12 protein-coding genes are annotated in these 13183 nt (G+C 61.9%); 5 read left to right on the top strand and 7 right to left on the bottom strand.

Translation table 11 applies throughout. The features are described 5' to 3' along the window. Nucleotides 1-49: 49 nt before the first annotated feature. Entirely contained in the window at nucleotides 50-928 is an 879-nt protein-coding gene (locus FY528_RS01260; protein ID WP_149069170.1) for an alpha/beta fold hydrolase, read from the bottom strand. A 221-nt stretch (nucleotides 929-1149) separates the two neighbouring features. Between FY528_RS01260 and FY528_RS01255 the strand changes: the two genes are divergently transcribed. The 3 genes from FY528_RS01255 to FY528_RS01245 all read left to right on the top strand — a co-directional run bounded on the left by FY528_RS01255 (nucleotide 1150) and on the right by FY528_RS01245 (nucleotide 3986). Next, nucleotides 1150-1767 (top strand): hypothetical protein, encoded by a 618-nt coding sequence (locus FY528_RS01255; RefSeq protein WP_149069169.1) that lies wholly within the window; start codon nucleotides 1150-1152, stop codon nucleotides 1765-1767. 336 nt (nucleotides 1768-2103) lie between these two features. Next, entirely contained in the window at nucleotides 2104-2598 is a 495-nt protein-coding gene (locus tag FY528_RS01250) for a YciE/YciF ferroxidase family protein (RefSeq protein WP_149069168.1), read from the top strand. A 689-nt stretch (nucleotides 2599-3287) separates the two neighbouring features. Then, the gene (locus FY528_RS01245; RefSeq protein ID WP_262383876.1) at nucleotides 3288-3986 is read left to right on the top strand and encodes a cyanophycinase; all 699 of its coding nucleotides are present in this window, start codon (nucleotides 3288-3290) and stop codon (nucleotides 3984-3986) included. 131 nt (nucleotides 3987-4117) lie between these two features. Here FY528_RS01245 and FY528_RS01240 read toward each other — a convergent pair whose 3' ends face one another. Then, nucleotides 4118-5218 (bottom strand): glycosyltransferase, encoded by a 1101-nt coding sequence (locus FY528_RS01240; RefSeq protein ID WP_187631945.1) that lies wholly within the window; start codon nucleotides 5216-5218, stop codon nucleotides 4118-4120. A 415-nt stretch (nucleotides 5219-5633) separates the two neighbouring features. Between FY528_RS01240 and purU the strand changes: the two genes are divergently transcribed. Continuing rightward, complete coding sequence (gene purU, locus FY528_RS01235; protein WP_149069166.1) at nucleotides 5634-6485, top strand: formyltetrahydrofolate deformylase; 852 nt, start codon at nucleotides 5634-5636, stop codon at nucleotides 6483-6485. 20 nt (nucleotides 6486-6505) lie between these two features. On the opposite strand, the gene FY528_RS01230 is transcribed toward purU, so the two are convergent. From FY528_RS01230 to FY528_RS01220, 3 genes are all read right to left on the bottom strand, one after another. Then, a complete protein-coding gene (locus FY528_RS01230) occupies nucleotides 6506-7417 on the bottom strand; it encodes a bestrophin family protein (protein WP_149069165.1) in 912 nt (303 codons plus the stop codon). 81 nt (nucleotides 7418-7498) lie between these two features. Beyond that, complete coding sequence (locus FY528_RS01225) at nucleotides 7499-8674, bottom strand: carbonic anhydrase (protein ID WP_187631944.1); 1176 nt, start codon at nucleotides 8672-8674, stop codon at nucleotides 7499-7501. A 330-nt stretch (nucleotides 8675-9004) separates the two neighbouring features. Further along, a complete protein-coding gene (locus FY528_RS01220) occupies nucleotides 9005-9598 on the bottom strand; it encodes a class I SAM-dependent methyltransferase (RefSeq protein ID WP_149069163.1) in 594 nt (197 codons plus the stop codon). A gap of 179 nt (nucleotides 9599-9777) precedes the next feature. Between FY528_RS01220 and FY528_RS01215 the strand changes: the two genes are divergently transcribed. Next, the gene (locus FY528_RS01215; RefSeq protein ID WP_149069162.1) at nucleotides 9778-10920 is read left to right on the top strand and encodes an FAD-dependent oxidoreductase; all 1143 of its coding nucleotides are present in this window, start codon (nucleotides 9778-9780) and stop codon (nucleotides 10918-10920) included. Here the strand turns inward: FY528_RS01215 and FY528_RS01210 are convergent. Further along, nucleotides 10917-11735, bottom strand: a complete 819-nt coding sequence (locus FY528_RS01210) for an alpha/beta fold hydrolase (RefSeq protein WP_187631943.1) — start codon at nucleotides 11733-11735, stop codon at nucleotides 10917-10919. The two genes, FY528_RS01215 and FY528_RS01210, sit on opposite strands and share 4 nt — an antisense overlap. Next, on the bottom strand, nucleotides 11728-13155 hold the full coding sequence (locus FY528_RS01205; RefSeq protein WP_149069160.1) for a phytoene desaturase family protein: 1428 nt from the start codon (nucleotides 13153-13155) through the stop codon (nucleotides 11728-11730). The genes FY528_RS01210 and FY528_RS01205 overlap by 8 nt, the downstream gene beginning before the upstream one ends. Between the last annotated feature and the right edge of the window lie 28 nt (nucleotides 13156-13183).

The raw sequence follows: 13183 nt of genomic DNA, 5'->3' as shown, positions 1-13183 counted from the left end.
AGCCGAAGCATCTCTACCGCTTCGGAATGACGTGCTGAGTTCCCTCCCTTTACCCTAAAAACACCACTACCTCCCCTATCACCGCATCATCCCGCATGATGCGGTTGTGGCCCAGATCGGTAGTGGGGCGAAACATCAAGCCCGGCCAGTTGGCAGCAATTTCCTCGGCCTCGGCGAAGGGGATGCTTTCGTCGGCGTGGTCGTGGAAAAGCAGGGCGCGGCCGGCGGGAAAGTGGCACCCCACCTGCATGAGGCTAAAGCTTTCGGCGTCGCGGCCCTGCTGCTCCTGGATGTAGCGGCCCATGCGTGCTACTACGGCATTCGGAAGATGCAGAAAGGCCGCGAAACGCTGGGCCACGGCCGTGGTGCTGCCCGGGGCGGCCAGTAGGACCAGGCGCGGCAGCTGCCCTCCGGTGGCTTGGTTGAACTGCACCGGCACGCCCACAGTAGCAGCGGCCCCAAAGGAGTGCGCGACAACCGCATACACCTCGCCCAGGCTGTCGGCCACGGCTTGGATGGCACGGGCAAAGGCCGGCAGCGTAGTGCGCGAGCCGCTAGAGGCCCCGTGGGCCGGTCCATCGAGGGCCACTACGCGGTAGCCCGCCGCCACCAGCCCGGCCGCCATAGCTCCCCAGAAGCTGGCCCGGTGCTCCCAGCCGTGGACCAGCAGCACGGTGCGCCGGCCGGTGGGGTTCCACTCGTAGGCTGCGATGGTATAGGGCCCGCTCGGCACCGTGAAGCGCCGCGCCCCGGCCAGGGCCGCTGCTTCCCAAAGCTTCTCCGGCAGCCGCCGTGGCGTGGTGAAGATGCGCCAGGCCGCCCCAAACGCCCATTCCGTGGATACGGCCGCCTGCAGGCGCAGCTTCAGGCGCAGCAGTTTCAGGGCAGCGGGCTCTGGCGGGGTAGTTTGAATAAGGCCTTTGGTCATGCAGCAAAGCTACGCAGGGATGAAGTTGGGCAGGTCGCACAGCAGGGGCTTGCTTGGATGGTCATCGTTTAGACTGGCGCTGCCTCAGCTTAGCTACGTGGGAGTAGGCAGCTTGGCAACCCCATCTGGGGCCCAGGATACTTAGTCGGTGCAACTTCCGGGGGCTAAAGCGGCTCTACTCTTTGGCCCCGCCCACGGCCCGCCCTTGCCCATCTTATACTATGCCCATATTTCCACGCCCCGCCTTGCTTCTGCTTGGCATTGTGGGGCTTATTTCCTGTCAGAAAGAGGCTGCTATGGCCCCCGCCCCCGAACAAGTGGTTCCCCTACGCGTGGGCAACACGTGGATGTACCAACGCTACTATTTTGATGACAACGGGGCCGTTACCGACAGCACTATTTTCACGCGCACAGTGCTGCGCGACACGCTTATTAATCAGAGTACCTGGTATATTCTCAGCAACCGCGACATTGTTCAGAACAACCAGAACGGGTACGTGCGCTACAACCCCAGCGACCCGGCCGGCATCATCCTCTACGCCAACGCCCGCTTTGGTGGCTCCATTGGCTACGGCTACGAATACCCCACCTACACCTTGTGGGTGATGACGTGGCGGGCCCCCGCGCCGGCACCCGTCGCTACCTCCCGCCACCGTTACAACGCCATTCGTTACGCTATAGAGTGGCAGTATCAGTACCACAACCAGAGCCCCCCCCTTGTGCAGAAGCGCGAGGAATATGTGACGCCGGGCCTGGGCATGGTGCACGCCAACTACTACGCCCGCGAAACCGGGCAGCTGCAGCAGCGGCTGGAGCTTCTCAGCTTCACGCAGCCCTAGTCACTGCCTTGCTCACCAGGCTTAGGCGGGAAAGCTCTCGGCAGATGATGCCCACCTGGAGCAGCCCTAAGGGGATGAAAACCCGGATTTCGCGGGGAAAACTGCGCAAATACTGCTACGTGTTTTCCGGGCGGCGGGCCCCAACTTTCCGCCACCACCGGCTAAAATCTTGCTGAGCAGCACCTTGCCCCTTAGCCCGAGTCATGAAACCATAGCCTGGGCTGAGGGGGCGTTTAACGTGCCCGGGCATCCCGCGTATGCTACTTGACCAGGTGGGGAAGCACTCCTTCCCTTCTCCCGGCCGAACCACCTACGCCCACCTTTTTCCACCTCGTTATGTTCGACAAACTGGAAACCCTCGACGATTTGTTCGAAATGCAGCTCAAGGACCTGTATAGCGCCGAAAATCAACTGCTAAAGGCTTTGCCGCTGATGGCGGAGAAAGCCAAGGATGGCCGCCTGCGGGCCGGATTCAGCAAGCACCTGCACGAAACCGAAACGCAGATAAAGCGCCTCGAAAGAATTGGCAAAGCCCTAAACCTCGACCTGGAGGGCCATACCTGCAAGGCCATGGCAGGGCTGATTGCGGAAGGCCAGGAAACGATGTCGGAGCGGGCTACGGAGGAAGTGATGGATGCGGCCCTGATTGCCGCCGCGCAGCGCATCGAGCACTACGAAATTTCGGGCTACGGCACGGCTGCTCATTTTGCCGGGCGCCTCGGCCACGAGCAGGCCGCCGAGCTACTGCGCCAGACCCTGGACGAGGAGCAGTTGACGGACACCAAGCTCAATGACTTAGCTAAGAACTACCTCAACCGCAAAGCAGAGTAACCTCCGGCTTTGGTCAAGGCACCAACAAAATGCCCGCTGCTAGCGGGCATTTTTCGTGAGGCTAAGTGGAAAAAGCAGCTGTACCGGCCAAACTGTTGCGTGCTCCGTAATTAACCGGAGGAAAAAACCAGCTTTCCAGGCTAAAATAAGGGTTTTCTCGACCATCTACTGCCCCTTGCGGCCGTTTAACTACACAGCAGCCTCCAGCCTGGAGCCGCTAGTATGCTTTAAGCTATTGCATTGCCGCCCCCCCTGTTTGTGTCTTTTTCTGTTAACTGCCCTGGCCTGGTATTCCGCAAGTGAGAAGCCTGACCTCCAGGTGACTAGGCGCTAACCGCTTCTTTTCCACCGCTGACTGCTGCAAGCCAGCAACCAAGCTGACCCTGGGTTCTGCTACTAAGAACCAGTGCTGGCCTGCTGCGTCAGGATGAGCTGAGCTCTTTTTGCCCAACTCTGCGGGCATACCCGGCTAGCAGCCTTCCTGCTGGCAGGCCCCCAGGCTGACACTTGCCGGCTGCAGCCTGCCAACGTACTATTTGCTTACTGTTTCTCTTTTCATGCCAACCCATCCTTCCCAACCCAAGGGCCGCCTGCTCGCTATTGGCGGCCACGAACAACGCCAGGCGCCCGATCAGCAACCCAACGACGATGCCTCGGCCGAATTTATTCTGTAACGCTTTGTCGATGAGTTGCCGGCCAAGCGCACGGTTGTCGTTATACCCACTGCCTCGGAGGAGCCGGAAAAAGCTGCGGAGGCCTACGTTCAGGTATTTTCCTCCCTCGGAGTAGAGCACGTGGAAGTGCTCAACATCCAAAGCCGGGAACAAGCCAACGGAGCGGAGGCCCTCGACATCATCAACCGGGCCGACGGGGTGATGCTAACGGGTGGCGACCAGCTGCGTCTAACGGCCCTGCTGGGCGGCACCCAGCTCCTGACCCGCCTGACGGAACGCTACCAGCAGGAGCCCATCGTCATTGCCGGCACCAGCGCCGGAGCCGCCGCCATGAGCACGCCCATGATTTACCAGGGCCGCAACGACGCCGGCTTCCTCAAGGATGAAATTCATATCACGACCGGGCTCCAACTGTTGCGCGACGTAGCCATCGACACCCATTTTATTGCCCGCGGCCGCATCATCCGCATGGCCCAGATTATTGCCACCAACCCTGGCTGCCTTGGCCTGGGCCTGGAAGAAGACACGGCGGTGCTGGTCACGAAAGGCAACGAGCTGGAAGTCATTGGCAACGGCATCGTGGTGCTCCTGGACGGACATGCGTGTACCGGAAACACCATTTATGAGATTAAGCCCGGGGAAGTATTTTCTATACGTGACCTGCAGCTGCACTTGCTGGCGAAAGGCCAGTGCTATACGCTGCCGGGTTTCTAAGCCGCCCATGACTCTTCTTCTGTAGCCTACCGGAGCCCCGGCACAAACCGAATTTTTCGGTTTGTGCCGGGGCTCCGGTAGGTTAATATTTCGAGCAGTCAGCCCTTCCCGCGGCCGGTGGTGGCCCCGTTCTAGCTTTCGGCCCAGGTATACCGCCGCTCTTTCCAGACGATGGGCCGGGGCAGCACCGTATAGGCCAGCACCGCCACCGACATGGCCAGCAGGTAGAACTCGTAGAGCAGCAGCACTGGCAACGACTCCTGGCGCCCCGCCTGCCGGAGCGTGATGTGCAGAAAAATGGTTTGGAACAGCATCTTGGCCGCGTACAGGGCCGCTACCGTAGCACCCGGCAGGAGGCCCGGCCAGCCCAGCACCGTGTAAAAGACCCCATAAGAGCTGAATAGTACCCCCAGCTGCCAGGGCAACCGGCCGGCACCGCGCATCCACCGCTTGCGCTGGCGTAGCAATTGCCGCACCGTAGGCTGGGGAGCAGAGACGCCTAGCACGCCGGGCTCTATCAGGTTGCGGAACTGCCAGCCCTGGGCTACTACTCGCTCAAATAGCTGCACGTCTTCGGTAATGCTGAACGCCAGCGTTTCGTAGCCGCCAATGGACTCGTAGGCGGCCCGGCGCACCAGCATGTTGTTGCCCACGGCCGCTACGGGCAGCCCCCGGTCGGAAAGCAGCCGAATCAGGTTGAGGCCGAAAAGCCAGTCGAGGCCCTGCAGGCGGCCAAACAGGGAGCCATCGGCCGTGGTGATGCCCGTTACACTGCCCACTTCGGGGGTAGCGGCGGCCAGCATAGTCTGCACCCAGCGGGGCGACAGGGCCATGTCGGCGTCGGTGATAAAGAAATAGTCGGTGGTGGCAGCGCGGCTGAGTTGGGCCAGCACATTGCTTTTACCCCGCGCCGTGCCCAACTGCCCCCCAATGGGCACCAGCCGAAATTGGGGTTTGCCGTGAATAAAGCGGCGTACCAGCGCCACGGTGTCATCGGTGGAGGCATCATCCCCGATCAGAATTTCCAATTGTTCGGCCGGGTAGTCCAGGGCCGCCAACGCCCCCAGGCACCGCTCGATATTCGCGGCTTCGTTGCGGGCGGCCAGCAGGATGCTCACCCGGGGCCCGGCAGCCAGAGCGGGAAGTTCTACCAGTCGGCGCCTGGCTACCAGGAGCAGCACGAAGCCATACAATCCAAAGAAGACACTAAAGAAAACGGCTGGGAAGAGCATAACGAAGCGGCGTAGAACGGCCCCAAGCTCCTGCACCCCTGGCATAGTAGGTTGGCTCTGATGCCGGCTGGTAGCATAGCAGGCAGGGCTGGGGAGGCAGCTTAGGGCTGAACAGAAAGCAGAAACGCTGGCCCCGCGAGAACCCCTAAAGTGGCCAGCTACTGGCTATACGCACCCATTTGGCCGAAACGACAGGCGAAAAACCCTTACTTTGCCGGGGAGAAACCAGTATTTCTCACTGCGTAATTATGCCTAGTGCTTTGTTGCCCGGCGTAGGCCAAGCGGCTCAGTTGTTCCCCGGCTGGCCCTGCTTCTACCCTATAAGGCAACAGGGAGAGGCTCCTCTAAAAATAACCGGCTGACTTAAAGGCAGCACAGTACCTTTACCGCCTTCCTGGTCTTTAGCTTGTTGCCTGTGTCTGCTGCCGCTGCCTCGTCGCACTTCCTGCTGATCCGCTGCCCCGATGAGGCCGGACTGATTTACAAGATTACCGGCGTGCTGTACGCCTACGGCCTCAATATTATCCGCAACGACGAGTTTGTGGAGCGCCAGGACACCTACTTTTTCATGCGCACGGAGGTAGCCGGCACCTTCGAGCCCGCCGACCTTACCGAGGCGCTACGCCAGGTACTGCCGGCCGCGGCCGAAATCCGGCTTTCCGACAACCGCCCCAAGCGCATTGTGCTGCTGGCCACCAAGGAGCACCACTGCCTGAGCGAGTTGCTCGTACGCCACGCCTTTCAGGAGCTGAATGCCCACGTGCTGGCCGTTATCAGCAACTACGAGGTGCTGGCCGATCTTACCCAGCGCTTTGGGGTGCCGTTTCACTACATCAGCCACGAGGGCCTGAGCCGCCCCGACCACGAAGCCGTCGTGCTGCAGGTGCTGGCCCAGTACCAGCCCGAGTTTGTGGTGCTGGCCAAGTACATGCGCATCCTGTCGCCGGAGTTTGTGGCCCACTACGCCAACCGCCTCATCAACATCCACCACTCTTTCCTGCCGGCGTTTGTGGGGGCCAGTCCCTACGCCCAGGCCTACGAGCGGGGCGTAAAAATCATTGGGGCCACGGCGCACTTCGTCAACGAGCAGCTCGACCAGGGCCCCATTATTGCCCAGAGCGTCATTCCCGTCGACCATACGCACAGCGCCCGCGAAATGGCCCAGGCGGGCCGCGACGTGGAGAAAATTGTGCTGGCCCGCTCGCTGAAGCTGGTTTTCAACGAGCAGGTATTTGTGCACCGCAACAAAAGCATCATTTTCGATTAGTTGCCCGGCGCGCAGGTCGGCTACATCAGGTAGTACTCCCCGGCCCGGGCCGGGGCTGGCACATCGGCTTCCTGCAGCAGCTGCTTGAGGTTGATTTCGATAGTGCGCGCTATGGCTGTCACGGGGGTGTCGGTGGGCTTGTTGGTGAAGGGGTCCTGCAGGTAGCGGGCGGTGCGCTCCAGCAGAAAAAACGTGGAGGCCGTGACCAGCAGCACCGGCACTTCCCAGAGGCCAATGGTTTCAACCAGGCCCAGGGAAAGCGTCATCAGAAACAGGTAGATAAAGAAGTGCACCAGCAGCCGATAGCTCACGGGAAACACCGTGCTGTTGATGCGCTCAGCCTTGCCCATGGAGTCGCAGAGGCGCACGAGGGTGCTGTCCAGCTGCACCTGTTGGTAGGTGTTGATGGTCTGCTCCTGGTAAAGCTGTTTGATGTGCCGGGTGTGCAGGGAAAGCAACGCCAGGGGCTTGTTGGCGTGGCCCTGCGTGTATTTCACTTCCGCTTTGGGCAGGTACTTCACCAACGTAGCCGTCATATCCAGGCCGCGCAGGGCCTGGCCCAGGCTATAGCACCAAGCTATCTGCCGGTAGGCTATGCGCCGGAGCGGCGACTCCGCGTTGGCGGCCCCCAGCACGTCGTCGGGCACAAAGCCCATGATTTGCAGCACCAGACTGCGGGAGTCGTTGACGATGCTGCCCCACACTTTGCGGGCCTCCCACCACCGGTCGTAAGACTGATTGAGGGTGAAAGCCAGCAGCAGGGAAATGCAGCTACCGAGGATGGTGGGCAGTTGTAGGGGTACCCGGGGCAGGTAAGCAAAAAAGAAAAGCTTGAGGAGCTGGAATACCCCGGAAATTAGCAGCACGCGAATGATATCGGGCTTGATGCGCGTGAATATGTAGGAAATGGGAAGCTTGGTGTCGAGTAGCATACTTCAAGAAAACAGGTAACACCTCCCGGAGCAGGTAAACCCCGGCAGGAAGAATAGAGAAGAAGGAATAGCGGGCGGCGCCTACGGCACCCCCAAAGGCCCAGAGCTTACCAGCGGGGGCACCGCTAGCACCGTTCCGGCAGGGTGTGCGGCCTGCACGGCGTACAGAAAGGGCGTCAGCTGCAGGTCGCCCGGCAGCTGGCGGAGGCCGCCGGCGGCTACCTCGTACCGAAACTGAGTGTCGTACTCGGCAAAATCGCGGCGCACATCCACGGCCAGGTCGTGCAGCATGCCTTGAGCCTCATCGTACACCCAGCCGTGCACGGCCACCGGGGGCTGGCCCGCCGGCGTGACCAAGGCAGCCTGCAACTGATATACCTGTTCGATAATTCTGAGGGAAACCAGCCGGCGGCTGCGCTCCGGCTCCGCTTCCGGCTCCGTGACGTCGGCCAGCACCGGGGCCAGGGGCTCGGGGGTAGTGGCCTGGCCACGCTTACCGGTGGGTTTGCCGCGGGTGGCGCCCGGGGGCTCGGGACTGCGGCCGCAGTGCCCACACAGCACCAGGTGGTCTACGTGCAGGGTGTGCACGGCGTAGCGCAGTACGGCGTCCAGGCCCAGGGGCGTGCTTACCACCTGCATAGTGGTTGGGCTGGAGGCAAATATGTGCTCGGGCCCCGTAAGCCCGCTGGCAACCGGCTCCGGCAAGGCCTCGGAGTAGCCCACAAACAGAAACCGGGGCGAAGCCCCGGGGCTGGCAGCGCCATTGCGTAGCTTGGCTGCTACCCAGTGATAGGGACTGACAAACAACGAGTAGTAAGCCGCAAAGACTGCCACCCGGGGGTCAGCACTGGTTGTTTCGGTCAGGGAGCGGGCGTAGTCGTCGCCCTGGCGCAGCAGCAGCACCTGAATATGGTGCGGCCGGGCCCGTTCGCGAAACAACTCAATTACGCCTAGAATATCGGGGTCAATAAAAACGGAGTGGGTGCCATCCAGCACCAAGATGGTATGGGGGGCAACGCGGCTGAGCCGGGCCAAGAGGCTGGCCTTCTGCAAAAAAGACACGTTGCGCCCTAGGCGAATAACCTGGCGGCGTGGTCCTGCGGCCCCGGGGGCTCCCACTGCCGCCGGCTCCCGCAGCCCTCCGGTCCAGCCCTGCCGCAGCTTCAGCAGCAGCCGATTCAGAAGGTACCGCAGCCCTGGCCCGGCGGCACCGGCGGCGAGTAGTTTGTGGTTTGGCTCATCGGCGGCGGTATACATAGGCGAAGCAAAAGGCATGAGCGTGCCGGCGCTGTTTAGCGGCAGCGAAGAGGAAAGCTGAATGACCGGGGAGGCCGGGCCAGGGGCCCGAAGTAGAGGGACGAGGACGTCAGCTGGAAAGCGCAAGGAGTGTCCCTGCCAACAGGCCGCTGGACCTGCCGAAGCAGTGGGTGTCACCGTCACAAAGGTAAAGCTCAACCAAAAGCCGGGAATTAATATTGCATTATAACCGTCTTATATTTTCATTAAAATAAGAATATAACGCTTTAATCTCGGCTGTGGCCGGGGGCGTTTTGCACAGCTGGCTCTACTGCCCACCCGCCCAACGCATCATGCTTCCAGCCGGGCCCGGGCCCGGGGCGCGGGGGCAGCCCTAAGCGGCTGGTACCGCAAAACGTAGGCGGGCGGCAGGTTCAGCAGCACGTGCTCCTGCCCTATCGGCTGAAAGAACCGCTCAAATAAGCGGGTGTTGCGCAAAGAATACTGAAAGAGAATGAGCTGGCCGGCCGGCAGCAGCAGCTCCCGGGTGTGTTCCAGAATGCGCCAGCCCAGGCGACGCGGCAGCGAGCTAAAAGGTAAACCACAGACGACGTAGTCGGGCTTGGGAAGTCCTAGTTTGCGCAGGTAGTCGCCGGTTTTGTCGGCCGAGCCGTGGAGAATGTACACGTTGGCGTGGTCGGCGTAGCGCGCCTGCAGCAGCTGGCAGAAGCGGCGGCTTACTTCTACCAGTACCAGCACCGTTTCGGGCCGGCGCCGGGCCATCAGGATGTCGGTAAACACGCCCGTGCCCGGCCCATACTCCACAATGCAGCTGGCCGAGGAAAAGTCGATGGGCGCCGTGACGTTATCAGTCAGCTCCCGGGAGCTGGGCACCAGGGAGCCTACAGTAGCCGGGTTGCGCAGGAATTCTTCGAGAAAGGCCATGGTCAGAAAAGCAGGACGGAATAAACCCTTAGGTGATTTGCCTCTGTACGGCTACAGGCCTGATTTGGGTGGCGTCGCGCCTACCCTGGTAGCTCGTGCGGTCATTCCCCGATTGTACCGTATGTTTAACCCTGGCGCCCGAAGGTTACCCGGTGCTTTCTTCTTGGCTTTATCTTTCTATGCAGCTTCCCGGACTTATTATTGGCGGCGGTATTGCGGGCCTGACGACGGCCCTGGCCCTGCAGCGCCGGGGGCTGCCGGTCACAGTGTGCGAGTCGGCGCCCGAAATCAAGCCGCTGGGCGCCGGTATCTGGATGGCTCCCAACGCCATGCAGGTATTTCACCGCTTAGGCATTACCGATAAAATTAACGCCGCCGGGGTGCCACTGCGCAACATACAGGTGGTGGATGCCCGCATGCAGCCCATCATGCGCACCGACCAGGAGAAAATTCGGCGCCGCTTTGGCTACACCACCACCGCCATCCGCCGGGCCCGTCTGCAGGAAATCTTGCTAGCTGAGCTGGCTCCCGGCACCGTACAGCTGGCCAAAACAGTGGCGCACTTCACGCAGTCCACAACGGGGGTTACGGTGGATTTTACCGATGGCACTACCCTGCGGGCGGGCTACCTGATCGGGGCCGACGGCATTCACTCGGTGGTGCGGGGGCAGCTGTTTCCCGGGGCGCGGTTTGGCCGCACCGGCCACGTCGTCTGGCGGGGTATTTCGGCCGTGCAGCTGCGGCCCGAGTTTAAGCAGGCTATTATGGAAGTGTGGGCTAACGGGGTGCGCTTCGGCTTTTCCGAAATTGCCGACGGCCTAGTCGATTGGTTTGTGGGTGAGTATGCGCCCAATCCGGTAGCGTACCCCGAAGGGCTGAAGACCCATTTGCTCCGTTTGTTCGAAGGTTTTGCCTACCCCGTCGGGGCTATTCTGGCCGCCGCCGATGAGCCCCGTATTATCCGCAACGATATCACGGACTTCGACCCCATTCCCAGCTGGAGCCAGGGCTTGGTATGCCTGATTGGCGACGCGGCCCACGCCTCCACACCTTACATGGGCCAGGGCGGCTGCCAGGCCGTAGAAGACGCCTATGCTCTGGCCCAATGCCTGGACCAGGAGGCTACCGCCGAGCAGGCTTTTGCCGCCATGCAGCGCCTGCGCCGCGCCAAGGCCCAGTACATTGTGCGCACTTCCCGAATCATGGGGAAAGTAGGCTACTGGCAACATGCTTCGGCGGCTGTGCGCAACTTCGTCATCCGGGCCACACCTCAGCTTATCATTGACGAGCAGTTCCGGCGGGTGTATTCCTTGAACTTCTAAAGCTCCTGGTAGAAGCGCCGAAGATGGTCGGCTACCTCGGCGGCTCGGGTAAGTACCATCCAGTGTCCGGCCCCGGGCACCACCTGCACCCGGGCCTGAGGAATAAACGCCCGTAACGACTCCGCCTGCAACACGGGAAAGTGCTTGTCGTGCTCGGCCCACAACAGCAGTACGGGGCATTGCACTTGGCCGTACCACTCAGGCAGGCGCTTGAGCTGCCCCTCGTAGCCAGCACACATGCGCACGATGAAGTCGCGCACGGCTGGCCGGCGAAAAGCCCCCCACAGATCCTGACGCAGGGCCGGGCTGAGGCGGGTACCCCCTGGCGTAAACGTGCGCATGGCCCGCCCAAACACCAGCCAGGGCAAATGGCGCAGCAGGAGCTTGTTTGCCCCAAAGCGCCGCAGCCATCTGATTTCCCAGGAGGTGGCGGCGGCCCCATTTACCAGGGAGTTCATCACCACCACGCTGCGCACCCGCTCGGGGTACTGGGCCGCAAACACCAGGGCCGGCTGCCCGCCCATGTCTTGCCCCACAAGGTGGACTTTGTCGAGTTGCCAGGTATCTAGCAGCTCCCGCAGGCGCTTGGCCATAAGCAAGGGCGTTGCCCCACCGGGCCACTCGTCGCTGCTGCCCATGCCGGGCCAGTCAAAGGCAACGACCTGCTTATGCCGGGCCAGCTCGGGGGCCAGGGCACTAAACACCTGCAGGTTGTCGGGGTAGCCATGCAGCAGTACTACGGCCTGGCCCTGGCCCAGCCGGGCTACGCGCAGGCATTTGCCGGGCCGGGGCTGTTCAGTGGTGGTACTAAGCACGGCGCGGAAAGTCTTCAGCCAGACAATTTGCCGCCAACACGCCGGAAATGGCACAGAAGCTGACCCACTGCCCGGGGTGCGTGGCGCTGCCGGCCAGATATAGGCCCCGTATTGATGAGCTGCGGTGGGCTATACGACCCTGGCGCATAAACTTAGCCGTCATCACCGGGTTCATGCTGTCGTGGTAGAGGCTGAACTCCCGCCCCCATTCGAAGGTAGTACGCTGGTGCAGCACCCGGTACTCCGCAATGTTTTCCTGCCACCAGGGCTCGGCCAGCAGTTCATCCATCAACTGGTGCTGCCCTTCTGGCCCCAGGCTAGCGGCCGTGGCGTGGTTGAGGGGCGCAATGAGGCGGGCCGGATACCAACCATCCTGCGCTAGCTCGGGGGCCAGCAAACCCGGTTGTACAAAAGCCGTGCAGCCATTACCGCGCAGCTTAAAGCGGATGTAGTACGGCGGATTCAGGCCCCGCACAGCCAGGTACACGCACACGCCCGGCGACTGCAGCGGCAGGGCTTCGAGCTCCTGCTTGTCGGTGGGCTTTAGCTCCTGCACCAGTTCCGTGTAGGTGCCGATGCCGGCTGAGTTGGAAACAATAGCCTCGGCGGCAATAAACTCTCCTTGCGTGGTTTCCACCCCAGTTACGGCGCCGTGGCGGGTGCAAATGCGGGAAATTTTCGTGTTGTAGGAAATTTGTACCCCCGCTGCCCGGGCCGTGGCTTCCAGCAGCTCTGGAATGGCCCGCATCCCGCCCCTGGGGTAAAAGGAGCCCACTTCGTGGAAAAGGCCCGGTACAAAGGCCATGGGGCTGGGCGCTTCCGACACGGGCTGCCCGGCAATGTGCGTCCAGATGCTGATGCCTTTGCGCACGGACAGAGGCAGCCCGGCCTGCTCCAGCACCGTACCCAGGGAGCTCAGCAGAAAGGGTACATGGCGCCACCCCCCGGCCCGCAGCACCTTCAGCGGCGTGGGGTGGTTCGTGAAGGTCAGCGGCTTCATGAGCTGGTGAATCCTGAACGTGCGTCGCACAAAGGCTGCATAGCGCGCCCCACTACCGGGCTCCTGGGCTTCGAAGCGGGCCGCCGTCGTAGTCAGGCTGCGGTCGAAGGCTGTGACGGAGCCATCTTCCTGCAACACATGGTACACAGCGTCGATGGGGCGTAGCGGCAGCGCTTCGTTTGGTACCTGGAGCTGCCGGAAAGCCCAGGCCAGCCCCGGCTGATCCAGCAGGATGTAGGGGCCGGAATCAAATGAAAACCCCGCCAAGGTAAAGCCCGACGCCAGTCCGCCGGCCTGTTGGCGGGCCTCCAGCAGCCGTACGGTATAGCCCAGCCGGGCCAGACGAATGGCGGCGCTCAGGCCACCAATGCCAGCCCCAATAACCAGCACTGGATTCGGCGAGGAAACATGTTCAGGCATGGGTGAAGGGGCTTCAGCTTGGGCGGAG

The sequence above is a fragment of the Hymenobacter lutimineralis genome (genome assembly GCF_008271285.1).
Classification (GTDB): Bacteria; Bacteroidota; Bacteroidia; order Cytophagales; family Hymenobacteraceae; genus Hymenobacter; species Hymenobacter lutimineralis.
The sequence above is the reverse complement of the archived record's forward strand: the minus strand, read 5'-3'. Positions and strand labels throughout refer to the sequence as shown.